This window comes from Shouchella clausii (genome assembly GCF_002250115.1).
In the GTDB taxonomy this organism is placed as follows: Bacteria; Bacillota; Bacilli; order Bacillales; family Bacillaceae_D; genus Shouchella; species Shouchella clausii.
Genome location: NZ_CP019985.1, coordinates 3,982,884 through 4,007,417, shown reverse-complemented (window position 1 = coordinate 4,007,417; position 24,534 = coordinate 3,982,884). Strand labels below are relative to the sequence as shown.

Below are 24,534 nucleotides of genomic sequence, written 5' to 3'. Positions count from 1 at the left end.
ACTGATGCCCATTCCAACAGTCCTCTCCGTCGCTGGTTCAGATTCCAGCGGCGGTGCCGGCATTCAAGCAGATATAAAAACGTGTCAAGAGCTTGGCGTTTATGCTGCTACTGCCATTACTGCTATTACAGCCCAAAATACAACTGGCGTACAATCGTGGCAAGAACTTGACGCTTCACTCGTACGGGACCAAATCGAAGCGGTATTAAGTGATATTGGAGCTCATGTCATCAAAACAGGCATGTTGGTCAATGCAGACATTGTTACGACGGTGGCTGAATTGGCAAAAACGTATCGAGTGGCTAACATTGTCGTTGATCCCGTCCTGGCCTCAACAAGTGGAACAGCGCTTCTTTCCGCAAAAGGCCAACAGGTGCTTATACAGAAGCTTTTGCCACTTGCGACTGTTTTTACGCCTAATTTGCCTGAAACGGCCATGCTTCTTAATAAACCAGAATGTAAAACCATTGCTGAAATGAAAGCAGCCGCGGTACAATTGCATAAAATGGGGCCTAAGCTGGTCATTTTGAAAGGCGGCCATTTGCCACAAGGGGAAGCAATTGATTTATGCTACGATGGCCAAGCTTTTTTTGAGTTAAAGGCAAAACGGCTAGACAGAAAGCATACTCATGGGACTGGTTGTACGTTTGCTTCAGCGATAGCAGCAGAACTCGCAAAAGGGGCAAAGCCAATCGAAGCAGCTAAAAAAGCGAAAGCATATGTGACTGCCGCGATTTCGGAAGGAATTCCATTAGGAGCCGGAATCGGCCCGACGGACCATGCTGCTTATCGCCGCCTTGGCCAAGAAGGGGGTTGCAATTGAGAAAGCATATAGTCGTATTAATATTGCCGGTCATTTTAATGATCGCGATCGCTCTGAGCGGTATATATTACTTGAATCAAGAAGAAACGATGACAAATGAACAGCTGAAAGCTGAAATTGAACTAGTAGCTGAACGAGGAGAAGACGGTACATTGTCACTTGAATGGAGCTGGCCGCAAATGCCAGCAGAAGGCATGTATGGAACCGACTATATTGGCATTGCCTTTACTGGGGCAGACGAAGTGGAAGTTGGCGAGGCAGTCCTTGATACAGAAGAACAACATCGCTATAAAGGCGAGCGTGTCGAAAACGGGATCATTTTTGCATATCCGACGGAAATGGCAGAACATCAAAGCATTGGCACGAAGGGCACGATTGTCCAACCGTTGCCTGCTTCTGCCGAGAACATCACCGTTTCTGTCCTACATACATGGACGAACCATGAAGCGTTGACGATGGAAGACGCCACTTTTGAAGCACCTGCTTTTGGTAGCGCCAAAAATGTTCAGCATTGGGTAAAAACGGTGGAATTAGGTGAGTTGCTTGCGGATTAGCGGCATGTCGTTTAATGCGGGGATTTTTTACAGCGGGGCAGGCTTTTTGGCTTGTGCATACTATGATGAACAGGGCAAGCTGCATTCATGGGGAAAGCCAGTCGGAATGCAAGCCTATTTCCAAGCTGGCAAACTGATTGTGAAAACCATGCCATTTCGGTTTGTCGCACTCATTCTCGCCCTGCTGTGTTTAATTATTGTGCCCAAAATCGTTCCAAGCAGCTGGAATGGGTTTCCTGTTTATACAATATTTTATTTATTGTTTGCCGGGCATTTTCTATTTCCTGAGCCGTTAAAAAAGTACCATGGCGCAGAACATAAAGTGTTTAGTGCAAAAGGGCGCATTTGTACGGAACGGTTACAGGCGATAAAAAGAGCGGATATTCGCAACCGTGGTTGTTCCACTGGGCTAGTTGTCGTTTATTTTTTAAGTGTCTTCCTTCTAAGTGGAAGCCTTTCTTTGTTTACGCCAATACAACAAGCGCTAATGGTTTCCTCCTATGCGGCTCTGGCTGCCGTTGTCCTTTATCAACTTTTTCACCGCAAGCCGTGGCTAAAAGGGCTTGAAAAGATCGTTTTAGTTCTTTCTTACTGGTTGCAACTTCATGTGACAACGAAAGAGCCTGACGAGAACCATCTTCAATGCGCGATTGCCGCCTATCAACAGTTAGGCTATTTAGCTTTTCCAGAAAACATAAAAAAGCGGAGGCTTCCGCTAAAGGAGAACAAGAGAATGGCAATTGCAGACATATCGATCATTCCAATTGGTACTTCCTCGACAAGCGTTAGCGCTTATGTAGCATATATCCAACAAGTGCTTGATCACTATGAGAAGGAAAAGCAAATCCGTTACGAGCTTACGCCTATGAGCACGTTGATTGAGGCAGAGCTGACTGTGTTGTTTGAAGTGATCCAGAAAATCCATGAAGCGCCGTTTGAACAAGGAGCCTTGAGGACGGCAACGTCGATTCGCATTGACGACCGCCGCGATCAGCCTTTAACGATGGAAGGAAAACGGAAATCTGTGCAAGAGAAGCGAATAGAACAATAGCTGGAGACTCTATCTCCAGCTATCAGTCAGCTATTAAGCCTAATTTAAGCGGTTTGCTCATCGTGACATGGGGAATGCCAGCATCGATAAATTCAGGGGAAGTTACTGTATAACCAAGCTTTTCATAAAAATAGCTCGCGTGTGTTTGGGCATTGAGCTTTGCTGCTTTTGCTCCCATTCTCGCGCTCGCTTCCTCAAGCGCCGTCATCAATTGTTTCCCTGCCCCTGACCGGCGCTTTTCTTTGATCACACAAACCCGTTCAATTTTAGCCTCGTTATGAGTCAATAAGCGGACACGCCCTGTACCAATCGGTGTTTTTCCGTCGTACATAATGATGTGTGTAGCGGACTCGTCATACTGATCCCGTTCAATGGAAGGGGAGACGCCTTGCTCTTCAATGAATACATGGTGCCGTACATTGGCGCAGTCCGAGTGTTCTTGCTCAGTAGCGGCAACTTTCGTACAATAAGTCATTTCTTCTTAATCTCCTTCTAACAAAAATGTTTCATAGACGGCCCATGAACCGTTGTCAAGTTGTTTGAGCAATTGAAAGCGATCAATTGTTTCTTGATGGGAAACATCGATCATTTTCAATTGACCAACAATATCAGCATGCTCTGATTGGGGCAGCCCCTGGGCAATGGTGATGTGGGGAATAAATACAGGATGCGCCCGTTTGCGTGGAAACGGGTCGCAGTGTAAAGCTTCATAAAGAGCAAGCAAACCATCGTTTTCTTTAATTTTATAATAAATGGTTGTTGACTGAGGATAAAACGTGTCGACTTTATAAACGTCAATGGCAATTGGTTTATGGCTTTTCCCAATGGTCCGTAATGCCTCAATGATTTTAGGTCGTTCCTCCTCGGCAATTGAAAAACGTTCTTTTAGGGTAATATGTGGCGGTATGTTTGCGTAATGGGCGTCATAACGCCGCCTATAGCCGTTTGCCGTGTCTTGGAACGGTTTGGATGGGAACATGACAATGCTGTAATTCAAGTAAAAAACCCCCCTCGATTTTTAGATGATATCAGAACGGTTTCGCTTGTTTACACACTTTTCAATGTCATTGCACGCACTCTCTCTTGTAAGCTAGGAGAGCGGCAACACTGTTTGTAGTGCCCGAGGCAAATCCTTCTGCCAATATGTCCACGTATGATTGCCTTGGAACTCATAGTACGTATACGAAAAGGGGCCTTGTTCAAGCAGTTTATTTAATCTGCGGTTAGGCGTCAAAAAATCAGCTACATCCCCGTTTGTTAAAGTCACTTCTGTCTCCTCTAGCCCAATTACATGGTAGATGGTTAACGAGTCGCTGTTAGAAAACTGATTTACTTGTTCAAGTACTTGCTCAGAAACAAAGGGGGAATGGAGCACAACTTTTCCGAAAATGTTTGGATATTCAAGCGCCGTTTGCAACGACACGGTTGCAGCAAGGGAATCCCCCGCAAGTATGCGTGCTTCTGGGAGTGGTTCTGTTGAAATTTCTTGTTCAAGAAAAGGGAGTAGCTCACATGCGAGAAAGCGGCGATAGTTTTCGGCGTCTTCACCTTCTGGATGGTACCATTTTCTTCTAGTCGGCACAGAAGGGTAAGGGGCGCCTACAATAACAACTTCCTCAATATCTCCTTCTTCCATTAATGCCTCCGCTTGGCGCGGAATGCGCCCTAAGCGGAAATAGTCTTGGCCATCTTGGCAAATCAAGAGTCTGTACGATTTTAACGGTGTATAATGGGGCGGTTTATAGATCGATAAAGGAATCATTTCCGCCAAATATGTACTTTCAATTTTCAGCTCAGATAACTGTCCATTTAAACCTGCCATGATGCAACGTCCTTTCTTACGGGCTTTAGCTTAGTTTAACATACTTTTGTCAAAGCCAGGTAATTTCGTCTATTCAAGCGTCTGTCTATGATAAAATAGAAAAAAATGGACAACCTAAAAAGGATGACGCATGTGACGAATGGAGGAGTAAAATGATCAAACGTCGAAAACCCCACTGGGTTTATTATAAAGAAATTTTCCGTTCCAAATTTCAAGCTGGTTGTGTAAAAGCGAAATTGGAGGATAATTGGCAGAATGGATATGAAATTGGCCCTTTAGTTGAAGTTAAAAAGCTACGATCAAATAAATATGTAGTTCGTTACACGTATGATGAAGTCATGTAAATTCATTTATACCTTGTTTGTTGCACAATGTTTTCTGTATAGCTGCAAGCAATCTGCTAGAAACAATTTTTCATCGCTAGTGAGCTGATCAGAATGGAGTATAAAGGAATCGTTTGAGTCCAGTCGGCCTATCAAATAATCAGTGCTAACATTAAAGTAGTCGGCAAGGCGGGCCAAATTGTCTAAGTCAGGTTTTCTGGTGCCATTCTCATAACCTGAAATTGTAGATTGTGCCATATTTAACGCTTGGCCCAGTTCTTTCATTGTCAACTGCTTTTTAATGCGGCATTCTTTTAATCGTGATGCAAACATGCCGTCCATTCTCCTTTCATTGAAGCTTGTTCCATTATACTTTGCAATCTGTAAAATAAAGAAGTAATACGCGAAATGAATTGAAGGAATTGCTGATTGCGTAGTAAAATAGGTAATGATGTGTTTATTGAAGAACTCAAGGAGGAAGAACGATGAGTGAAAGTAGCATTCGAATTTTGCGAACCAAAAAAGGCTATAGCCTTGAGGAAGTAGCAAAAGAGGTAGGGATTTCAGCGGGATATTTGTCGCAAATTGAATCGGGCAAGCGCCAAGTCAGCGCTGAAATCGCGAAGCTAATTGCAAAATTATTTAGCGTTGATCGGGAAGAACTTTTTGAAGCAACGCGTTTTAAAGCGATTCGCCAAGAAAAGAAATAAGTATTTTCTTGTTTAAAGAAGAGCCAGCACAGTTTGATTCAGCCTCCTTGAGTCCGCTCTTCCATAAAAAAAGCAGGCATGTCTGCCTGCTTCAGCCTGTCGACAAAGTCTCGGTTTTCCCGAGACAGTCGACAGGCTTTTTTGTACAATAAAAAAGAGAAAAAGGGTACGGGGTGAGAGGAAACATGTTGTCCAAACAGCTGGAAGATAAACGGATGCAGATGGAGATGGTCTGGATTGAAAAGCTGGTGCCAGAGGATCATCTCGTTCGGAAGCTTGATGCGGCGATTGACTTTGATTTCATTTATGACCTTGTCGAAGACCTTTATTCAAAAGACAGGGGCCGGCCGAGTGTCGATCCCGTGGTGTTAATCAAAATGGTTTTCATTCAATACATCTTTGGGATTCGTTCGATGCGCCAAACGATTAAAGAAATCGAAACCAATGTGGCCTACCGTTGGTTTTTAGGATTTGGCTTTGAGGACAAGATTCCCCACTTTTCTACGTTTGGGAAGAACTACGTTCGTCGTTTCCGGGACAGTGACGTGTTTGAACAACTCTTTTATCGGATTCTGAAACAAGCTATGGACAAAGGATTTGTGAGTCCAGAGGTGGCTTTTATCGACTCGACTTCCATTAAAGCCAACGCCAATAAACGAAAGCATCGTAAAAAGGTCGTACGCACCGAGACGCGTGCCTATCAAAACCAACTAGAAGAAGAAATCAATGGGGAACGGGTGAAAAACGGAAAAAAGCCCCTGCCTCCCTCGAAAAAAGATCCTACGAGGGAGGTCAAGGAGAGTACCACGGATCCTGAGAGTGGCTACTACGCTAAAAGCGAGCGGGAAAAGATGTTTGCCTACAGTTTCCATACCGCTTGTGATGCCAATGGATTTGTTTTAGGAACGATCGTAAAACCGGCGAATGTCCACGACAGCCAAGTATTCCACGAACTGTTTGACCAATTGAAAGACAAGGTGTGCCGACCGAAGGTGGCCGCTGTGGATGCGGGCTATAAAACGCCTGCCATTGCCAAAAAACTTCAAGAAGAAGGCGTTCATCCTGTTATGCCGTATAAACGCCCGATGACCCCTAAAGGCTATATCCGTAAAAACGAGTTTGTCTATGATGAATACTACGATTGTTTTCTCTGCCCACAAAACCAGGTGCTTTCTTACCGAACGACGAATCGAGAGGGGTACCGGGAATATGTCTCCGACCCTCGAATTTGTGAGACGTGCCCGCTGCTCGCTCAATGTACAAAGAGCCAAAACCACCAAAAGCTCGTTCTTCGCCATATTTGGCAAGATGCTCTGGATGAGGCAGAACATCTGAGGCATACGGAACGGAACCGAGACATCTATGCCAAGCGAAAAGAAACGATTGAGCGTGTCTTTGCCGATCTGAAACAGAAGCATGGTCTGCGTTGGACCAACCTGAAAGGGTTGGAAAAAAATGCAATGCAGGCGATGCTTGTTTTCGCTGCGATGAACTTGAAAAAATTAGCCACCTGGAGTTGGAGGAGGAACACCCCTCCAACTCCAAAGTCTCCAATATCCATCCATCTCTTTATCATCAACAAAACGCCTTTGAGAATCATTTTCTCAAAGGCGTTTTGTCTACGGTCTGAAGCAGGCATGTCTGCCTGCTTTTTTGTTTATTTTGGAGCAATCATTTCCTTTGGCACTACATATTCATCAAATTGTTCTTCAGTCAGCAACCCTGACTCAATAGCAGCTTCTTTAAGTGTTGTGTTTTCAGCATGTGCTTTTTTCGCAATTTTTGCGGCATTTTCGTAGCCGATGTGCGGGTTTAGAGCAGTTACAAGCATAAGGGATTCATTTAGCAATTGCGTCATTTTTTCTTCATCTGCTTTTAAGCCAACTAAACATTTGTTGCGGAAGTTGTTCAGCCCGTCTGCCAGAAGGCGCATCGATTGAAGGACGTTGTAAATAATGACTGGTTTAAATACATTTAGCTGAAAATGGCCTTGGCTTGCGGCAAAGCCGACTGCCGCATCGTTCCCCATAACTTGGGCGGCTACCATCGTTAACGCTTCACTTTGTGTCGGATTGACTTTGCCAGGCATGATCGAGCTTCCTGGTTCATTGGCTGGAATTAACACTTCACCAATGCCACAGCGCGGCCCGCTTGCAAGTAAGCGAATGTCGTTTGCAATTTTAAATGCATCGGCAGCTAGTGCTTTCAATGCGCCATGAAAATGAACAAGCTCGTCGTGGCTTGTCAAGCCATGGAAAAAGTTTTCCGATGCTTTAAACGTTACGCCTGTTTGGTTTGTAAGTTGAGCAGAAACTTCTTTGCTAAAACCGATTGGCGCGTTTAAGCCAGTGCCAACAGCGGTTCCGCCGATCGTAAGAGAGCGTACATGTTCAAGTGCTTCGCTAATCAGTGTTTCGCATGTTTGGAGCATATGTTTCCAACCGCTGATTTCTTGCCCAAATGTGAGCGGGGTCGCATCTTGCAAGTGTGTACGGCCAATTTTCACAACATCCGCAAAGGCCTCTTCTTTTTCAGCAAGTGTGTCTTTGAAGGCGCGAATCGCTGGAAGGAGGTTTTCTTCCGCAAAAACGACAGTAGCGACATGCATTGCTGTTGGAAATGTATCGTTTGAACTTTGTGAGTGGTTGACATCGTCGTTTGGGTGGACACGAACATCATGATGTCCATTTTCATCCAAGTATTGGTTCGCTAAGTAGGCCAGCACTTCATTCATATTCATGTTAGACTGCGTGCCGCTGCCTGTTTGCCAGACAACTAAAGGGAAATGATCTTCGAGTCCGCCCTCAATAACTTTGTCGGCTGCATATGTAATCGCTTCAACTTTGCGAGAATCGAGTCCTTTTAAGCGCCCATTGACAATCGCTGCAGCTTTCTTCAAGTGGGCGAAGGCGAGAACAACTTCAAAAGGAATTTTTTCGGTGCCAATTTTAAAGTTTTCCAGGCTACGCTGTGTTTGTGCGCCCCAAAAACGGTCTGCTGGAACTTCGATTTCGCCGATTGTATCTCTTTCTGTACGCGTTTCCATTTTTCATCACCCTTTTTATGATCGAAATGAATTACAAACTCCAAATCTATCATACCAGAATTGCCGGGAAAACTTAACGAAAACAGCAGAGGAATTTTCCTCTGCTTCAGACTTTAGTCAAATAGCTCTTCGTAGGCGCCGTAGCCCGCTTCTTTGAGTTTTGTTTTAGGAATAAACCGCAATGCAGCAGAGTTGATGCAGTAGCGAAGTCCGTTTGGCCCTGGGCCATCTGGAAAGACATGCCCCAAATGGGAGTCAGCGTTTTTACTCCGTACTTCTGTACGCACCATAAAATGGCTCCTGTCTTCTTTTTCGATGATTTCTGCTTCATCAATCGGTTTGGTGAAGCTTGGCCAACCACAGCCTGCGTCATATTTATCCTTTGAAGAAAAAAGCGGTTTACCTGAAACAACGTCTACATAGATGCCTTCCTCTTCTGTTTCATAATATTCATTTTGAAAAGGCGGTTCCGTGCCATTTTCTTGAGTTACGAAGTATTGCATCGGCGTTAATTTCTTTTTTAACACGTCTTTTTGTGGCTTGGTCATGTTGTTTCTCCTCCCCAATGCTTTTGAATAAACGCTTCACGCCCTGAGCCGCGGCGATACATTTGATAATGGAACGGGTTTTTTTTGTAATAATCTTGGTGATAGCCTTCCGCAGGATAAAAAGGCTTTGCAGGCAATATGAGCGTAGCGATGGGCTTGCTAAATTTGCCGCTCTGTTCTAGTTGTTTTTTTGAGTGTTCCGCTTCTGTCTTTTGTGTTTCGTTATGGTAGAAAATAGCCGTCCGGTAGGAATCCCCACGGTCATGGAACTGGCCTCCAGGATCAGTTGGGTCAATTTGTTGCCAGAAAATTTCCAGAAGTTTGCTGTATGGAAAAACAGCAGCATCATAAACGATTTGTACCGCTTCAAAATGGCCGGTTGTTTCACTGCATACCTCTTTGTATGTCGGGTTTATCGTATGCCCGCCAGTATAGCCTGATGTGACCGTTTCAATCCCGTCATAGGAGTCAAATGGTTTTACCATACACCAAAAACAACCGCCTGCAAATGTTGCTTTTTCTAGTTTTGCCAACCTTCACTCCTCCTTAAAGCGTGTTTCTTTAGTATACCATACCCACAAGCTGGGCATCTTATCAGCAGCTTTCCATTTCCATAAAAGCTGTGCTAGTATAAATACTTAGTGCAGTGCATGCACTGGGCGGGTGAGGGTTTATTCATAAAGAGAGCGCCTTTATATGAATCGGTTATTGTCATTTTTTCAGTTGCATAAACACGACACGACGATGAAACAAGAACTTGGGGCTGGAACGGTTGCATTTTTAACATCCGTTTATATAGTGGCTATAAACAGTTCGATTTTAGCAGATGCAGGCATGCCTGTTGCAGGGGCGGCTTTTGCGACCATTCTAACCTGTTTTTTTGGCTGTTTGCTAATGGGCGTGTGGAGCAATACACCGATTGTGTTAATTCCAGGTATGGGCATTAATGCCATGTTTGCTTATACATTTGTACATGGGGTAGGCATGAGCTGGCAAGAAGCGTTAGCAGTTGTGTTTGTCGCTGGGGTGCTTTTTGCCGTTATTAGCTTTACTAGGTTTGCGACAATCCTTGACAGAGGGATTCCAGCTGACTTAAAACATGGGATTACAGCTGGAATCGGTTGTTTTCTTATGTTTATTGGGTTGCAAAAAGGGGGCATAGTGGAACACAGCCGTGAAACAATGGTTCAGCTGGCAAATTTATCTGAACCGTTGCCGCTCGCAACGCTATTGACTCTTGTGGTCGCATTGTTTTTGTTTGTCCGTGGCATATCTGGACATTTCTTATGGGCTATTTTATGTGGAATTGGGATCGGGCTCGTACTGAACGTGCCTAATGTGAAGGATACGATCACGTTTTCAACGGAGGGCATAATGGCTGTCTTTGGGCAATTGTCATTTTCGGCAATTGCGACTGTGCCATTTTGGACGTCTGTTTTTGCCATGACAATGGTGCTTACGTTTGAAAACATCGGCCTGATTTCCGGCTATACAAAACAATTAGGACGGCCAGATAAAGGAAAAAGGGCACTCCAAGCCAACGCTATCTCAGCGCTTGCCAGCGGTGTATTTGGCTCAAGTCCCACTGTTTCCACAGCTGAGACGGCTGCAGGGTTGGCAGCAGGGGGGAAAACAGGAGTTTCAGCGATTACAACAGGCATGTTGTTTTTGTTTACATTTTTGCTGTTTCCACTGCTCGTGCATATCCCTGATAGTGCGATTGCGCCAATTCTCGTCATCGTCGGCGCTTTAATGATGAAAGAAGTACGGGAAATTTCATTTGCTGACATCTCCGATTGGTTGCCTGCTATGTTTATCGTTATAGGAATTCCGTTTACGTATTCAATTGCCGACGGCATTGCTTTCGGGTTTGTTGCTTATACGTTGTTAAAAACGATCGTTCAACAACACCGCCAAGTGAGCACCACGATGTATGTCGTTGGTGTGCTGTTTTTTTTACACTTACTTTTATCCAATTTAGGATGATTTGGTTAATCTCCTATCATTATTCGTAGATAAAATAGCCCAAAGCAAAAAGCTGACAACTAGTCGACATAGCGATGTCGGCTTTTTGTTGTTCTTGTCAAAATTTCTTGATCGAAAAAGAAAGAATGAAGAAGGATTCATTTTGGCAATTCACGAATGTTTTTGTAGATTGCTGTCTCTTGATTTCAAAAATAAGGGAGGTTCCAAGCGGAAGTTCTGTAAAAGGAGAGAAAATGAAAACGATAAGTCCAGAAAGTGGGTTTTAAACATGAAATCAATGAATGAAAATGGTTCAATGTCAATGTTAGCAGTAGTCGTTGCCCCTTTGTGCCTGTCTGGCGCTTGTAAACAAGGGAATCAAGGAAGATTGCAATGGATATAGAGGAGCTGTTCGGTTTGTTGGACTTATCAGAAGATTGTTACTTCATTCACGATGGGGCAACCATTTTATTTGCGAATCGAGCTGCCCATGAGTGTTTAGGAAAACCGATCGACTATTTGCACGGGAAACGGCTAAAACAGCTTATTTCCGAAGAAGACATCGTATGTGCTGGGAAACCGTTTCAGTTGGGCAAGAAACGTCTTTATGCGTCCGTACTAAAGCAACCTTTTAAACAAGCGCACAAACGGAAAGAAGCAATGGAAGTCGCCTCTCGTTTATCGGCGGGGGTAGCTCACGAACTCCGCAATCCGCTGACAACAATAAAAGGATTTATTCAACTCTATTCGGAAATTGGTGAGTTGAGTGCAAGCCAGATCGACCTCATGAATATAGAATTGGAGCGAATTGAAAACATTATTAATGACTATGTGCTGTTAGCTGAAGAACCTCCTGCCCGAGAAAACGAATCGATTCAAATGGCAGCCTTTTTGCAGTCGCTCTTAAAAAAGAACAAAGTGAAGCAGCTTACCGACGGTCACCCTATTAAGCTAAACATTAACGAGGAAGCAACCGTGTTGGGGTCAAGAAAAGAGCTTTTTCTATTGTTTTACAACTTGCTAGAAAATGCGATTGATGCTAGTTTGAAACATTCGCCTGTGCATATTAATATGTATGCGGAAGGCGCAAATGTTTGTGTGGAAATAACAGACTTTGGTTCAGGAATTCCAGCGGAGAGACTCCATTATATTGGCCAGCCCTTTTACTCGACAAAAGAAAAAGGAACAGGCCTTGGCTTAATGATTTGTTATCGTGTAGCCGAAACGCATGGCGGCCTGATCGACATCGAGTCGAAAAATAAAAAAGGAACGAATGTAAAAGTCATCTTGCCAATGACAACGAAAAACAGGTCAATGGTACGCGAAAAAGCGGCCATGTTAACCTATGGATAAAGCGTGGCTGAATCGTTCACTATTATTGCAAGCATAAGAACGTAGTTGTTTGAGCTAACGCAAAACAAAGGAAAAAAGAGAATAGGTCCCGCAAGTTGGGCATTCCCGAGTCGATTTTCGGTCGTTTCCGTGGTACACTACAACCATAACGACTGGAGAAAAAAGGGATCAAATGCCATTTAAAATTGGTTATCGCACGTTAAAGACTGCTGTTGGTGTCGTGATTGCTTTAAGCATAGCTGAAGCATTGAAATTGGATTATGCCAGTTCTGCAGCAATCATTACGATTTTATGTATTTCGGTTACGAGGAAAAACTCACTATTGGTTTCTTGGGCACGTTTTGTTGCCTGTATGATTGGCATTGTTATCAGTGCGGTCATGTTTGAAGCATTGGGCTACAAACCGATCATTGTTGGCCTGTTTATTTTATTGTTCATCCCGGTTGTACTCGTTGCAAAGTCGGCGCAAGGCATAGTCACTAGTTCTGTTATTGTCATGCATCTTTACACGCAAAAGCAGGCGACATTTGCGTTTTTCTTGAACGAACTTCAGCTCATTGTGATTGGTATTGGCACAGCGCTGCTTATGAACTTATATATGCCGTCTAAAGACAATGTGCTTCGCCGCTATCGGATTGAATTTGAACAAAAACTGGCTGTTATTTTGCAGGAATTGGCTGCTTTTATTCGAGATGGGGAGAGCGACTGGGATGGCAAAGAAATTTCCGAAGCAGACCATTTGTTAAAAGAAAGCAAGACAATCGCACTTCAGGCAATGGAGAACCACTTGTTGCGAGAAGAAGACCATTATTATCACTACTTTGCCATGCGGGAAAAGCAATTAGAAATCATTGAACGGATCATGCCGCACTTAGCTAGCCTTGAGGGAGCGGTAACGCAAAGCGAGCCGATTGCCGATTTTTTAAGCGAATTGAGCGCTGCCGTCAGTCCGACTAATTCTGTTCCTTATTTTATGCTGCGGCTTGAAGAACTAAAAGCAGCCTTTCGCGCTATGCCATTGCCGGCTACGCGGGAGGAGTTTGAAACAAGGTCATCACTATTGTATGTGATGAATGAATTTGAACAATATTTACAAGTGAAAGATGCGCTTTGGAGCAACAAGCAGGATAAAAAAAGACCATTTCGCAAAGCCTAATGGAAAGATCCGTCAAAGGAGAGGCATATTAAGTGAAATGGTCTTTTTTGTGCATATTTTTAGTTATGCCGCTACAGCCCTTGCAAATGCCTGGTGATACGGATTGGGAGGTCGAGCAAGCGAGTGTCATCGTCAACGTCCGTACAAATACGCTCGCGTTAATTGAAGCCAACCACATTGCGGAATTTCATCCTGTCGCCACTGGGAAAAAAGGGGATGAAACGCCCCTTGGACAGTTTACGGTTTTAGTTAAAGTAGAACAGCCTTATTACCGCAAAAAAAATATTCCCGGTGGAGATGCCCGTAATCCATTAGGAAGCAGATGGATCGGTTTTGATGCCTTAGGAACGGCAGGCCGGACATATGGGCTACATGGCACTAACCGACCAGGTTCAATCGGGTATAGCGCGTCTGCAGGTTGTATTCGTCTCGCAAATCCGACGATTGAACGACTTTACGAAAAAGTTGACATCGGCAGCAAAATATTCATTGTCAACGAACATCGCTCCTTCCAAGCGATTGCGAAGGAAGCGGGGCTAATAAATTAGAACAGTGCGCTTCTCGCGCACTGTTCAGACTGTAGACAAACGCTCGCATACTTCGTCGTTTGCCTCACTCATATGCTCATGAACCTCCGTTCTATTCGCATCTTCCCTCGGCGGCACTCCTCGTCTGACAAACGTTTTCTATCAGTCTGAGTGCGGTTATCGACTTTGTCGACAACCTTAACAGTGCGCTTCTCGCGCACTGTTTCTTAGAAAAAACCGAGTCCTGCTGCTCCTGTTAGAATCGTGCCAATGACTAAGGTTGCAATCATGATATACACAATCAGGCGCTGGAATTTACGCGGCATCTCCATTCCTCCCCAAATCAACTACTTTTTAGTTTACCCGAAGAAAACACAAGCAATCAAGGGGTGTTTTTATGGACCATTTTCAAATTGACCATATTGCTATCGCCGTTCCTTGCCTTAGAACCAGCCTCCCTTTGTTTGAACAAGCGCTTCAAGCGACTGCCAGCCGTGAAGAAAGGCTGCCACACCACCTCATTAATGCTGTTTTTATTAATGGGATGGGAGTGGGGTATGAACTGATTGAACCTCATCCTAGCAACGTATCGTTGCAACGCTTTCTCGCGAAACAAAACAATCGACCAGCTTTTCACCACATTGCTTTTTCGGTTGCTAATATAGAGGCGGCAATAGGAATGTTGAAAGAGAAGCACGTCCGTTTTACGAGTGAGTTGCCGCTTATCGGAAGCTTCGGACGGAAGGTTGCTTTTATTCATCCGAGCAGTACAGGCGGTGTGCTCGTTGAACTTTGCGAGGGAAAAACGTGAAATCAATCAGCAAATCAGCTATAGTAAAAAGGAAATGTAAAGCAGCGATGGAGTGATGACGTGTATTCAAGAGTGGTCGAAGAGTTTTTGGAACTTGTGCAAATCGATTCCGAAACAAAACATGAAGGAAAAATTTCAGGTATTTTAAAAGAAAAATTTACATCACTAGGCTTAGACGTAGTCGAGGATGATGCAAAAGAAAGAACAGGCCATGGGGCAGGGAATTTAATTTGTACGTTGCCTGAAACAAGCAGCGGATTTGATCCACTTTATTTCATTGCCCATATGGATACAGTTGGCCCAGGAAAAGGGGTTCAACCAATTGTAGAAAATGGCTATATTCAAACGGACGGGACAACCATTTTAGGAGCAGACGATAAAGCGGGAATTGCAGCAATGTTAGAAGCAACTCGTGTCCTGCAAGCATCTAAAAAACCACATGGCCAAATTCAGTTTGTCATTACTGTAGGCGAAGAGGCTGGCTTAGTTGGTGCGAAAGCGTTGGCCAAAGATGCGATTTCTGCTTCTTATGGCTATGCTCTTGATAGCGACGGAGAAGTAGGGGGCATGATTACGTCAGCGCCTTCGCAAGCAAAAATCTTTGCAAAAGTATATGGCAAAACGGCTCATGCTGGCGTTGAACCTGAAAAAGGAATATCAGCTATTGCAGTCGCTTCCAAAGCTGTTTCAAAAATGCCGTTGGGAAGGATTGACGCAGACACGACAGCCAATATAGGCCGATTTGAAGGCGGCACGCAAACTAATATTGTTTGCGACTTTGTTACGATCACCGCCGAAGCCCGTTCCCTTGTAGAAGAGAAGCTAAAAAAGCAAGTCGAAGCAATGAAACAAGCTTTTGAACAAGCCGCACAAGAAATGAGCACAAGCTGTGATGTTCAAGTGACGTACAGTTATCCTGGCTATCGGGAGTCAGAGGATACAAAAGTTGTTCAGACTGCACTTCGCGCGATAAAAGCATGTGGATTAACGCCTACGACTACTTCTAGTGGGGGAGGCAGTGATGCCAACATCATTTCTGGATACGGAATCCCGACCATTAACTTATCAGTAGGTTATGAAGGCATTCATACAACAAGCGAACGAATTTCGATCGAAGCACTTGAAAATACAGCAAAGCTTGTGGTAGAAATTGCCCGCTCAGCCAGGGAATAAAATAAGAAAGAACGGGAGTAGAGAACGGACTTGATCTCTACTCCTATTTTTTTCAGACGAAGGGCGAAACCAGCTTAAAATGACGAAGAAGAACCATAAAAAGCTCGATACATAGGTTTACTCGATTGGAAAGTTTTCCAATTAACATAAATCCTTTTCCTCCGTTTTACATAGAACAAACTGGCAACGCTCAAACTAAAGGCTAAGAAGGTTAGAAGGAGTAGAGGCTTGTGAGGAAAAAAGGGATATTGGCTATTTTTGTGTTCATCATTTGTATAAGTGCAGGTTTAAGGTGTGTACAGGCGATTGATTCTGGAAATGAGGAGACGAGTGTACGCCAAGCAGTGCCGCTGCCGGTTTTGCAAACTCAATTTCCAGGAGTGGTGTTTGTTAAAGGAGATCCGGCAAGCAACCAAGTAGCATTAACGTTTGATGATGGGCCTGATCCTCGGTTTACTGAACAAGTATTGACGAAGCTCGATCAACATCATGTACCTGCTACGTTCTTCGTTTTAGGAAAACGGGTTGAAGCGAATCCTGAATTGTTGGTGAGGTTAAATCAAGCGGGCCATGAAGTAGGAAACCATACGTTTTCACACCCGAATTTATCTGAAGGTAGCCTTGAGCAGCTTGAAGCAGAAGTGACGAAAACGGAGGAATTTATAGAAGCGACGATTGGCTACCGACCTCGTTTGTTTCGGCCGCCCTATGGTTTTTTGACGGCAGAACAAGTTGGACGTCTTCAAGCGTTAAATCACATTGTTGTTGGTTGGGATGTCGACACGCTCGATTGGCAAGGAATTCCGGCCCAAGAAGTAACGGAGACGGTCCTGCAAGGTGTAGAATCAGGCAGCATTATTCTCATGCATGATGGAGGGGACGTGGATACGCCGAACCCCGAAATCTACTCAGCAGATGCGCTGGATGAGATTATCCCTGAATTACAATCTCAAGGCTATGCATTTGTAACGGTGTCAGAGTTGCTTGGAGTCTCAAGGGAAAAATAGCGAGTAAGAGAGAGATGACTCAGAGAGGATAGGCGACTAGCCAGGAGGAAGTGTCCTCTATGGTGGTGGCTACTTGATGACAAAAGCATGTCAGCAATTTCGTGCTTTTCGGAGCCTTTTGTAGTAGCAGTCTAAATAAAGAGGGAGGGTTGATCCGTTGGAAGTGATCTTTTTATGTTTTCTACAGAAAAAAGGCTGACCTTGTGGATCAGCCCTTTTTGTACGTGTCAATTAACTATACTCCATCGTTTCTAAAATCGTTTCTTCCGTTATGCCACTCATCATAGATAGGGTGCGCAAATCAGGAGAGGCATTGTGCTGGCTCCAGTAAGCAAACAAACATTCAATAATACGCTGCCTATTTTGCTGGTACACGGTCCGTTTTGTCTGTAGTAATGGGTTCACCATTTTTGCGCCACCTCCGATATAAGTAGAGGGTATACATGTAATCTACTATATTATCATGATAACTTATTTTGAAACAAGTTTCAAACTGATTCCAGGCGGTTTCCCTCCAGTGCCCTTCGTGCTAAACTTAAAGAAAGGTGGCGATCAACATGCTAGATATTGAGAGAGTCCGTGAGCAGCAAAGACCTTTACCAATCAGCAAAATCCGAGCGCAGCAATCGCGCACTTCCTTTCAAGGTGTGTTTGAAGAGATTGCCGGGCATAAAAGTGAGAAAACAGTTTATGCCATACTTGAAACGTTAGAAAAAGACGGCGAGCGCTTGGCAAAACATCGGACTGCGGCAGAACTGCACGCTTTTAAGCGAAGCGTTAGGCAGTGTGTAAGCCATTTGCTGGAATCATTAAAAGTGGAAACAGCGTCAAGTGCGGCGAGTGGACAAGTGAGGCAATACAAATTGGTGAAAGAAATCGATAAAGGGCTTGTGGAACTGACGAACACGGTCTTTGACCAAAGCAAGAGCGAACTGGATTTGCTCAATAAAATTGGAGAACTGCAGGGGCTCATTATCCAGTTGTATTTATGAGGTGAGCAAAAATGGATACATTTGTATTTACGTACAGAACCCGTATCAATGCCACGATGAAACAAGTTTGGTCGTTTTTTTCGGATGCGACGAATATTGAAAAAGTGCACAAACGACCGAAAGTGAGAGTATGTAAAAAAGGGGAGAGGGATTTAGAATCAGTAATTATGTTAGCCGCTTTTCAAATCAAATGGAAGTCGGTCATCACTGAGGAGCGCAAAGGCCATTATTTTATCGACGAAGCGGAGAATCCTCCTTACCCTTTTTCGTATTGGCGTCATAAGCATTCGTTTGAAAGGGAAGGGGACGCTATTTTAATGGTTGATGAAGTCTCCTTTCGCGCTAAACTGCCGGCAAGTATAATCGCTAAAGGTTTAAACGTTATGTTCAAAGCTCGTGAAAAACAAATACACGCTTATTTTCAAAACAAAGCTTTAACAGAAACCGAAGTCGAATCACAATAATAGCATTCGACTTCGGTTTTCGTCATTTGATAAAATGGCCGCCATTAGTGTTGGTGAAGGTATTTGCTAATTAGGGCAAGTGTTGAGCGTCTTGTCAAAATGCCAGAAAAAGCTTGTTCTTCATCCACGACACATAAAAACGAATGGTTGATTAATAAAGAAAGCGCTTTTGAAAATGGGGCATCAGGGCGGATACATGGCACATCTTTTGCCATCACATTGTTTACTGTTAATGTAGATAGCCTTTCGAGTTCAAAATCTTCATCACCAAGCATCGCATCTAGGATGAGCGATTTGCTGATTAAACCACGAAGGCGGTAGGAGGCATCGAGAACTGGAATGGCTGTATAACCTGATTTTATTAACACAAGTAGGGCATGCTGCAAAGGGTTGTTCATTTGTACATGAGCCACTTTATCGGCAGAAATGATGAGTGGCGCAATGTCTTTATCCGAAAGAGGAAGGTCTTTTAATGTATGTAACAATGGAATCACTTCTTTTAATAGATTTGTTCGACTGCTGTCGCTCTTCTTTAATGGTAAACGCTGTAGCACAACCAGTCAAGGCAGGAACACAATCGTTATAAGAGTGAGGAATTTGGCCAAAACTATAGTAAGAAAGGGGTTTGGCCATGCATTCAAAACAAACAGTTAAATACATTTGCGAGCAATTTTCTTCAGGCCATGAGTATTACTTTAAGCAAGAGTATATCACTCATGACAAATGGAGCAATTTAGACTCAGTTGCTTGGTCTGCTCCAAGGCCAATTCGGAAGGAAACGTTTCTTAAACGGAAAAAGCAAGGATATTTGTGTGAATATGTGCAAAAGCAGGCTGCTGTTATTTTGCCGTTTCATAAGAAAGCCAACGCTTCTAAATAAAAGCGCTGGCTTTGTTTCACTCTATTCCCATTTTTGCTCCACCTGTTTTCTAGCGGGGAGTGAGTTATTTTTGGTTAAGCGAAGCTTGTACATTCATTTCCCCGTAGCCATAATAGACGTTATAGTCGCCATCGCCAAGCTGGTCGCATGCGCCAAGAATGATGTCGCCAATTTGATCGTTGTTTAAGTCTGGATTCGCTGAACGCAATAAGGCGGCAAGCCCGGCAACGTGTGGAGAAGCCATTGATGTTCCTGACAATACGGCATATTGGTTGTCTTTGTATGTGCTCGGAATATTTTCTCCAGGGGCAGCAAGATCGACATGGTCTCCAAAATTGGAGAAGAAAGAACGGTTGCGGTCTTGGTCTACTGCGGCAACGGTGATGACTTCCGGGTATACTGCAGGGTACATTGGTTCTTCTGAGTTATCGTTACCTGAGGCGCTAACAATGACAACATCATGTTTATCTGCATATTGGATTGCTTCATATAACAGATCGGAGTGATAATAATCGCCAAGGCTCATATTAATGACGTCCGCTCCATGGTCGACTGCCCAATAAATTCCCCTTGCAACGGAATAAGAGGAGCCTTCGCCATTTTCATCGAGCACTTTTATAGGCATGATTTTACTTTGCCAAGATACGCCAGCAACGCCATCGATATTATTCGTAACAGCGGCGGCAATGCCAGCAACGTGGCTGCCGTGTCCGTTTGTGTCTTTATAATCAGAACTGTCGTCAATAGCGTTGTACCCTTCTGTGAGCTTTCCTTTTAAATCTGGATGATTAGGATCCACACCCGTATCAATGATTGCAATGGTCGTATCGGTGCCATTGGCGAAATTCCAGCCTTCGTCTGCGTGGATTTGTTTAAGGTTCCATTGGTATGGCTTGAAATATTCGTCGTTTGGCTCCACTTTCTTTTCTACTGTACGGACTTGATTCGAAAAGGCATAGTTTGGCTCGGCAAACAACACGGTTTCATCTTGCTGCAAATCTTCGATCAGTGGCTGAAGCGCTTTGTTCCCGTCCTTCACAATATAATAAGGGTGGTTGTCGGCTAGCAGTTCATATCCTTTTGTCTGCGCCCATTCGTTTCCATTTATTTGCGGCGGCAATTTCACGACTGCTTGGTTTTCGTGAAAGGACTGTATGGCCACATTGTCTTCAGATTTGACGTAAATATTCCATCCTAGTCCAGGGACTGCCTGAGCTTCCAGCTCGTCTGGAAGTTCATCAACGGAAGAGAATTGGACATTTGGGTCGCTTCCATTGACAAAAAACGTTCCGGAACTGTCAGCGATCGCTGCTGTTTTAGCCAGATAGGATTGGATAAAGCTGAGGTCGATTTCCCCTATAATACGTTGTCCGTCGTCTTTGTCCTTGCCCATAAGCATAAAAGTGTTGCCGTTTTTGTTATAAGGATTCGAATAATGCATGCCGTTATCTTGATGGATCAACAGGCTTGTATCGATGGTTGAGATCGTACCGGCAGCTAAAAGCGGCGAACCTTTTTCATCCAAAACGGAAAAGCCAGAGATATAAGGATGTTCATTTAGTTCTTGTTGAAAATCATCCGTCAGGCTCTCTCCCTGGGTATTGGCCCATTTTTCTAATTGGCCGGATAGGGAGGAGATGAAAAGCGTTGTTGTTTTTGCCAAGTCTTCTGCCATTAACCGGTCTTTTGAAGTAGAGTGGACACGACTTTTAGGCTGGTGTGAATCGAAAACGGCTGTATGTGGCTGGCTTTGTTCGACTTGGCTTGTAAAAACCATGCCAGCAATTGCAAGGGCAGCCAGTGCGATTCCCCATATTGCAGGTTTTTTCATTTGCTACCATTCCTTTTTTGTAAAGTGCGTTCTGGTTTGTGAATTTGTCCAAGCAGATGGAAAAACAAGCTTGTAGCCTTGTTTCTTCAAATGCGGCAGGCCAGCTTTAATGCCCGCATAAGTTTGTTCCCCTTTAACACCGACATGTCCAATTGCGATTGGGTGTTGATGCATGTTTCCCTTGGCTGCGAAAGTTTGCATTTTACCCTGTACTTGCTGGGTATTTGAGAACGTATCGTCTAAAAATAGCTTGTTCTCAAAACAGGGGATTTGTGCTTTTAAAGCAAGTTCTGGCATGACGGAATGAGGTGTGGTCTTGCTGTCAACAAGGTATAACCCATTGGTTTTAGCGAATTCCACAATTAAACCAACAACCCGTTTGTCTTCCATTGCTTTTGACCCCATATGGTTGTTTAAACCAACGGCATATGGGATTTGTTCGTAAGCTTCGCGTAAGCGTTTATTAATTTCGTCGTTGCTTAAATCCACAGTAATCCCGTTTGACCCGAGCCAAGAAGCTTTGCCGTTTTTAGGTTCAAGAGGTAAGTGAATGATTACTTCTAATCCGTTCTCGTGTGCTGCAATAGCTTGCTCGGTTGAGTAGGGCATATTAGGCATAATAGCAACTGTAACAGGGATATCCCCATTTAAAAATGCGTCTACTCCTTTCACATTGCCGCCAAAATCATCAATAATAATAGCGACATCTTTATTGGCGGCATCGCAAATAGCATTTGGACAAAACATCACTAGTAAGATGAGCAAACAGACAGTGCGAGTTACAATGTTAACTGCCATGAATAGAACTCCTTTGTTTTTTTTAGTGTCTATTGGCAACGTCTTGTTCATGCGTGGAATGTATAGGAAATAAAAAAACCAGTTCCGTGAAGCGGAACTGGTCATTTACGAATATTAAAGGCGGCGTTCAGCTGGCCTCTTAACATGCGCTCACGGACTTCCTGTTTGCGCAATGCTTTTTGTTCCATTTTGCGAATTTCGAATGTTTGCATACCGTCTTCCATTTTATTGGCAATGTCAACTAATCGTTCGACATCAAGAAAAGAATATTTGCGCGTGCCTCCTTTTGAACGTTCAGGAAACAGCAATTTCCGTTCTTCGTAATAGCGGATTTTTCGTTCTGAAAGACCGGTAAGTTCACTTACAACGCCGATTGTAATTACTTTCTTATCTTTATAAGACACTCCACTCCACCTCACTGTAACGGATAATAGCCATGTTGTTTTGTAACAATATATCACACAAAAACGGTTCATGTGCATTTTAATGTAAGAAAATCTGACAAAGTACGTCGGCAGATTCTGAATAATAGCGCCTGTCAAATCTCCTTGCTTCCATTAAACAAAATAGGTAGACTAAAAATGGATTGAAAAGAAGGAGGATAACAATGCGTCGATATCGTTGGCTATTCGGAGTCGCGGCAAGCATTCTTATTATTGCATTAGGGTTTATTATTCAAGTCGAGTACGGACCCTCGGATAGTGAGCGCGTGATCGTTGATTACAGTAAAAATGCCTACTCGTCACCTGCTTGCTTTGACCAAGCAGGGTTTACAAACAATATAGGCGAGTCAACATACGGAGAAGTTGCAAATGACTCCACCTATGTCCCTGAATCATCCTGTACAGCTGTCGAATTTGCTACAAAGCGTGGGCCTCTCTGGTTCGCTTGGTTTATGTAGGTTTTTATTAGCATGAAAACGGGTACATAATGGACAAAGGAGGCGTTTTGTCCATGGGGAAACAAGAGAAAGAAGCAAGTAAAAGTTGGAAAGAACAGCGAAACCGCGATCAAGTGGAACAACCCTTTGATGAATTGCCTCTTGAAGATATTGAAAAAGAGGAAGAGGAGCGCAGAGAGAAAAAACGGACGAAAGACGATTCTGAATCAGAGGATGCGTACAAGCCATAAACAGAGCTGAACAGCGGAAGACCGTTATGGTTGAAGGAGCCGTAATAGAAAAAAGGGCTCCTTTTATTTCGAGCCTAAGTTGTAGCGATATTTTGAATATGGTATTATGAATAATTAACGAACGTTTTTTAGTTTAGAAAGAGAGTGGGGCTGGAGAGAACGTGAAAGTAGCAAAATTTGGCGGTTCATCCGTCGCAAATGCAGAGCAAATTAAAAAAGTGGCTGCCATCATCAAAGCGGATAATAAACGGAAAATCGTGGTTGTTTCAGCACCGGGAAAACGTTTCGCTGATGATGCAAAAATGACAGACTTGCTCATTGCCTTAGCTGAAGCTAAAGTGGCAGAGCAGCCAGTCGAAGCAGCATTTAATGCTGTGATGAACAGGTATGAATCGATAGCGAACGATTTAGAGCTTAATCGCGATGTGATTATTGAAATTGAAGCTGATTTGAAAAGCCGTCTTGAGCAAACAGTGGCGGACAAAGGGCGCTTTCTTGATATAATGAAAGCTAGCGGTGAAGACAATAATGCGAAACTCATTGCTGCTTATCTAAGCAAAATCGGTCTAAAAGCTACGTACATAAACCCGAAAGATGCTGGACTTCTTGTTAGCGATGAACCAGGGAATGCCCAAGTGTTGCCTGAAGCATACGAGGCGCTTGCCAAGTTGGCTGAAATGGACGGAATCGTCGTGTTTCCCGGTTTTTTCGGATTCTCAAAATTAGGAAATCTTGTTACTTTTCCAAGAGGCGGCTCCGACATTACAGGGGCTATATTGGCCGCTGCTGTTCAAGCCGAGCTTTATGAAAATTTTACTGATGTTGATTCTGTTTACGCTGCGAATCCATTTATCGTTGAGGATCCAGTTGAAATCAAACGAATGACTTATCGGGAAATGCGCGAACTTTCTTACGCTGGCTTTTCCGTCTTCCATGATGAGGCCTTGATTCCGGCCTTCCGCAACGGTATCCCTGTATGTGTGAAAAATACAAACAATCCTAAATGCAGCGGCACATTAATTTTGGCGGAACGTGAACGATCACTTAACCCTATTATTGGCATTGCTTCCGATGAAGGGTTTGCCACCATTTATGTACGAAAGTATTTAATGAACCGCGAAGTCGGATTTGGTCGCCATCTATTGCAAATTTTAGAAGATGCAGGGATTTCCTATGAGCATATTCCTTCTGGGATTGATGATACATCTGTGATTATCCGTCAAACGCAACTTTCTGATCAGTTGGAAAACGCCATTATTGAGCGCATTAAAGATGAGCTCAATGTAGATGATGTCCACATTGAGCATGATTTTGCGATGGTCATGCTCGTTGGAGAAGGCATGCATAATACGGTAGGTGTAACAGCTAGAGCTTCATCTGCTTTGGCAAAAGCGGGAGTTAACATCGAAATGATTAACCAAGGCTCATCTGAAGTCAGTCTTGTGTTCGGCATTCATTCAAAAGATACTAAACAAGCTGTCCGCGTGCTTTATGAGGAGTTTTTTGGACAAAAGCAATAGCCATATATACGAAACCGAAGACCAGTTGGTTCCAACTGGTCTTCGGTTG

The 24,534-nt window shown here is 43.8% G+C and carries 31 protein-coding genes and 2 pseudogenes; 20 read left to right on the top strand and 13 right to left on the bottom strand.

Annotated elements, in window-relative coordinates; genetic code table 11:
- The first annotated feature begins 4 nt into the window (after positions 1 to 4).
- The 4 genes and pseudogenes from thiD (at position 5) to BC8716_RS22870 (ending at position 2,428) form a co-directional block, all read left to right on the top strand.
- Entirely contained in the window at positions 5 to 823 is an 819-nt protein-coding gene (thiD, locus tag BC8716_RS19655; RefSeq protein WP_094428439.1) for a bifunctional hydroxymethylpyrimidine kinase/phosphomethylpyrimidine kinase, read from the top strand.
- Positions 820 to 1,377 carry a hypothetical protein gene (locus BC8716_RS19650; protein WP_094428437.1) on the top strand — a complete coding sequence of 186 codons (558 nt, stop codon included), beginning with the start codon at positions 820 to 822 and terminating at the stop codon, positions 1,375 to 1,377. The genes thiD and BC8716_RS19650 overlap by 4 nt, the downstream gene beginning before the upstream one ends.
- Before the next feature lie 4 nt (positions 1,378 to 1,381).
- Positions 1,382 to 2,032, top strand: a pseudogene (locus tag BC8716_RS22875) (DUF1385 domain-containing protein); the annotation flags it as partial.
- 78 nt (positions 2,033 to 2,110) lie between these two features.
- Positions 2,111 to 2,428, top strand: a complete 318-nt coding sequence (locus BC8716_RS22870; protein ID WP_254121251.1) for an MTH1187 family thiamine-binding protein — start codon at positions 2,111 to 2,113, stop codon at positions 2,426 to 2,428.
- 22 nt (positions 2,429 to 2,450) lie between these two features.
- Here BC8716_RS22870 and BC8716_RS19640 read toward each other — a convergent pair whose 3' ends face one another.
- The 3 genes from BC8716_RS19640 to BC8716_RS19630 all read right to left on the bottom strand — a co-directional run bounded on the left by BC8716_RS19640 (position 2,451) and on the right by BC8716_RS19630 (position 4,250).
- Positions 2,451 to 2,903: a GNAT family N-acetyltransferase gene (locus BC8716_RS19640; RefSeq protein ID WP_094428435.1), complete on the bottom strand. Its 453-nt coding sequence runs from the start codon at positions 2,901 to 2,903 to the stop codon at positions 2,451 to 2,453.
- Between the two features lie 6 nt (positions 2,904 to 2,909).
- On the bottom strand, positions 2,910 to 3,425 hold the full coding sequence (locus BC8716_RS19635; RefSeq protein WP_094428433.1) for a YjcG family protein: 516 nt from the start codon (positions 3,423 to 3,425) through the stop codon (positions 2,910 to 2,912).
- A gap of 93 nt (positions 3,426 to 3,518) precedes the next feature.
- Positions 3,519 to 4,250 carry an alpha/beta hydrolase gene (locus BC8716_RS19630; protein WP_094428431.1) on the bottom strand — a complete coding sequence of 244 codons (732 nt, stop codon included), beginning with the start codon at positions 4,248 to 4,250 and terminating at the stop codon, positions 3,519 to 3,521.
- A gap of 152 nt (positions 4,251 to 4,402) precedes the next feature.
- Between BC8716_RS19630 and BC8716_RS19625 the strand changes: the two genes are divergently transcribed.
- Positions 4,403 to 4,594 (top strand): hypothetical protein, encoded by a 192-nt coding sequence (locus tag BC8716_RS19625; RefSeq protein ID WP_011246586.1) that lies wholly within the window; start codon positions 4,403 to 4,405, stop codon positions 4,592 to 4,594.
- Positions 4,595 to 4,600: 6 nt separating this feature from the next.
- Here BC8716_RS19625 and BC8716_RS19620 read toward each other — a convergent pair whose 3' ends face one another.
- On the bottom strand, positions 4,601 to 4,906 hold the full coding sequence (locus tag BC8716_RS19620) for a helix-turn-helix domain-containing protein (RefSeq protein WP_062747207.1): 306 nt from the start codon (positions 4,904 to 4,906) through the stop codon (positions 4,601 to 4,603).
- A 152-nt stretch (positions 4,907 to 5,058) separates the two neighbouring features.
- On the opposite strand from BC8716_RS19620, the gene BC8716_RS19615 reads away from it, so the two are divergent.
- Positions 5,059 to 5,283: a helix-turn-helix domain-containing protein gene (locus tag BC8716_RS19615; RefSeq protein ID WP_011246588.1), complete on the top strand. Its 225-nt coding sequence runs from the start codon at positions 5,059 to 5,061 to the stop codon at positions 5,281 to 5,283.
- Positions 5,284 to 5,468: 185 nt separating this feature from the next.
- Positions 5,469 to 6,911, top strand: a pseudogene (locus tag BC8716_RS19610) (IS1182 family transposase); the annotation flags it as partial.
- Positions 6,912 to 6,940: 29 nt separating this feature from the next.
- On the opposite strand, the gene fumC reads toward BC8716_RS19610, so the two are convergent.
- From fumC to msrA, 3 genes are all read right to left on the bottom strand, one after another.
- Positions 6,941 to 8,329 (bottom strand): class II fumarate hydratase, encoded by a 1,389-nt coding sequence (fumC, locus tag BC8716_RS19605; RefSeq protein ID WP_094428429.1) that lies wholly within the window; start codon positions 8,327 to 8,329, stop codon positions 6,941 to 6,943.
- 113 nt (positions 8,330 to 8,442) lie between these two features.
- Complete coding sequence (msrB, locus tag BC8716_RS19600) at positions 8,443 to 8,877, bottom strand: peptide-methionine (R)-S-oxide reductase MsrB (RefSeq protein ID WP_094428427.1); 435 nt, start codon at positions 8,875 to 8,877, stop codon at positions 8,443 to 8,445.
- Positions 8,874 to 9,410 (bottom strand): peptide-methionine (S)-S-oxide reductase MsrA, encoded by a 537-nt coding sequence (gene msrA, locus BC8716_RS19595; protein WP_245849949.1) that lies wholly within the window; start codon positions 9,408 to 9,410, stop codon positions 8,874 to 8,876. Before msrA ends, msrB begins: the two co-directional genes overlap by 4 nt.
- Positions 9,411 to 9,573: 163 nt before the next feature.
- Between msrA and BC8716_RS19590 the strand changes: the two genes are divergently transcribed.
- The 4 genes from BC8716_RS19590 (at position 9,574) to BC8716_RS19570 (ending at position 13,899) form a co-directional block, all read left to right on the top strand.
- Entirely contained in the window at positions 9,574 to 10,863 is a 1,290-nt protein-coding gene (locus tag BC8716_RS19590) for an NCS2 family permease (RefSeq protein ID WP_094428425.1), read from the top strand.
- Between the two features lie 372 nt (positions 10,864 to 11,235).
- Entirely contained in the window at positions 11,236 to 12,195 is a 960-nt protein-coding gene (locus BC8716_RS19580; protein WP_094428421.1) for an ATP-binding protein, read from the top strand.
- 172 nt (positions 12,196 to 12,367) lie between these two features.
- Entirely contained in the window at positions 12,368 to 13,351 is a 984-nt protein-coding gene (locus BC8716_RS19575) for an aromatic acid exporter family protein (RefSeq protein ID WP_094428419.1), read from the top strand.
- A gap of 32 nt (positions 13,352 to 13,383) precedes the next feature.
- A complete protein-coding gene (locus BC8716_RS19570; protein WP_094428417.1) occupies positions 13,384 to 13,899 on the top strand; it encodes a L,D-transpeptidase in 516 nt (171 codons plus the stop codon).
- A gap of 206 nt (positions 13,900 to 14,105) precedes the next feature.
- Here BC8716_RS19570 and prli42 read toward each other — a convergent pair whose 3' ends face one another.
- Positions 14,106 to 14,204, bottom strand: a complete 99-nt coding sequence (gene prli42, locus BC8716_RS22410) for a stressosome-associated protein Prli42 (RefSeq protein ID WP_152024044.1) — start codon at positions 14,202 to 14,204, stop codon at positions 14,106 to 14,108.
- Between the two features lie 71 nt (positions 14,205 to 14,275).
- Here prli42 and BC8716_RS19565 point away from each other — a divergent pair, with 71 nt between their 5' ends.
- The 3 genes from BC8716_RS19565 (at position 14,276) to BC8716_RS19555 (ending at position 16,869) form a co-directional block, all read left to right on the top strand.
- Positions 14,276 to 14,689 (top strand): VOC family protein, encoded by a 414-nt coding sequence (locus BC8716_RS19565; RefSeq protein WP_094428415.1) that lies wholly within the window; start codon positions 14,276 to 14,278, stop codon positions 14,687 to 14,689.
- A 60-nt stretch (positions 14,690 to 14,749) separates the two neighbouring features.
- A complete protein-coding gene (locus BC8716_RS19560) occupies positions 14,750 to 15,862 on the top strand; it encodes a M20/M25/M40 family metallo-hydrolase (protein ID WP_094428413.1) in 1,113 nt (370 codons plus the stop codon).
- 230 nt (positions 15,863 to 16,092) lie between these two features.
- Complete coding sequence (locus tag BC8716_RS19555) at positions 16,093 to 16,869, top strand: polysaccharide deacetylase family protein (protein WP_094428411.1); 777 nt, start codon at positions 16,093 to 16,095, stop codon at positions 16,867 to 16,869.
- Between the two features lie 231 nt (positions 16,870 to 17,100).
- Here the strand turns inward: BC8716_RS19555 and BC8716_RS22405 are convergent, their stop codons facing one another.
- A complete protein-coding gene (locus BC8716_RS22405) occupies positions 17,101 to 17,277 on the bottom strand; it encodes a hypothetical protein (protein WP_157730500.1) in 177 nt (58 codons plus the stop codon).
- Positions 17,278 to 17,426: 149 nt separating this feature from the next.
- On the opposite strand from BC8716_RS22405, the gene BC8716_RS19550 reads away from it, so the two are divergent.
- Entirely contained in the window at positions 17,427 to 17,861 is a 435-nt protein-coding gene (locus BC8716_RS19550) for a YaaR family protein (protein WP_094428409.1), read from the top strand.
- A gap of 11 nt (positions 17,862 to 17,872) precedes the next feature.
- Positions 17,873 to 18,325, top strand: coding sequence for an SRPBCC family protein (locus BC8716_RS19545; RefSeq protein WP_094428407.1), 453 nt, complete (start codon positions 17,873 to 17,875; stop codon positions 18,323 to 18,325).
- A 44-nt stretch (positions 18,326 to 18,369) separates the two neighbouring features.
- On the opposite strand, the gene cbpB is transcribed toward BC8716_RS19545, so the two are convergent.
- Complete coding sequence (gene cbpB / locus BC8716_RS19540) at positions 18,370 to 18,810, bottom strand: cyclic-di-AMP-binding protein CbpB (RefSeq protein WP_011246599.1); 441 nt, start codon at positions 18,808 to 18,810, stop codon at positions 18,370 to 18,372.
- Between the two features lie 146 nt (positions 18,811 to 18,956).
- Here cbpB and BC8716_RS19535 point away from each other — a divergent pair, with 146 nt between their 5' ends.
- The gene (locus BC8716_RS19535; protein ID WP_094428405.1) at positions 18,957 to 19,205 is read left to right on the top strand and encodes a hypothetical protein; all 249 of its coding nucleotides are present in this window, start codon (positions 18,957 to 18,959) and stop codon (positions 19,203 to 19,205) included.
- Between the two features lie 64 nt (positions 19,206 to 19,269).
- On the opposite strand, the gene BC8716_RS19530 is transcribed toward BC8716_RS19535, so the two are convergent.
- From BC8716_RS19530 to BC8716_RS19520, 3 genes are all read right to left on the bottom strand, one after another.
- Positions 19,270 to 21,036 carry a S8 family peptidase gene (locus BC8716_RS19530; protein WP_094428404.1) on the bottom strand — a complete coding sequence of 589 codons (1,767 nt, stop codon included), beginning with the start codon at positions 21,034 to 21,036 and terminating at the stop codon, positions 19,270 to 19,272.
- Between the two features lie 3 nt (positions 21,037 to 21,039).
- The gene (locus BC8716_RS19525; protein WP_157730499.1) at positions 21,040 to 21,834 is read right to left on the bottom strand and encodes a divergent polysaccharide deacetylase family protein; all 795 of its coding nucleotides are present in this window, start codon (positions 21,832 to 21,834) and stop codon (positions 21,040 to 21,042) included.
- A gap of 101 nt (positions 21,835 to 21,935) precedes the next feature.
- Complete coding sequence (locus BC8716_RS19520) at positions 21,936 to 22,238, bottom strand: MerR family transcriptional regulator (protein ID WP_011246603.1); 303 nt, start codon at positions 22,236 to 22,238, stop codon at positions 21,936 to 21,938.
- Positions 22,239 to 22,441: 203 nt separating this feature from the next.
- Between BC8716_RS19520 and BC8716_RS19515 the strand changes: the two genes are divergently transcribed.
- The 3 genes from BC8716_RS19515 (at position 22,442) to BC8716_RS19510 (ending at position 24,485) form a co-directional block, all read left to right on the top strand.
- Positions 22,442 to 22,735, top strand: a complete 294-nt coding sequence (locus BC8716_RS19515) for a hypothetical protein (protein WP_062747180.1) — start codon at positions 22,442 to 22,444, stop codon at positions 22,733 to 22,735.
- 53 nt (positions 22,736 to 22,788) lie between these two features.
- Entirely contained in the window at positions 22,789 to 22,965 is a 177-nt protein-coding gene (locus tag BC8716_RS22530; RefSeq protein WP_169715973.1) for a hypothetical protein, read from the top strand.
- Between the two features lie 161 nt (positions 22,966 to 23,126).
- Positions 23,127 to 24,485, top strand: coding sequence for an aspartate kinase (locus BC8716_RS19510; RefSeq protein ID WP_094428400.1), 1,359 nt, complete (start codon positions 23,127 to 23,129; stop codon positions 24,483 to 24,485).
- Positions 24,486 to 24,534: the final 49 nt, after the last annotated feature.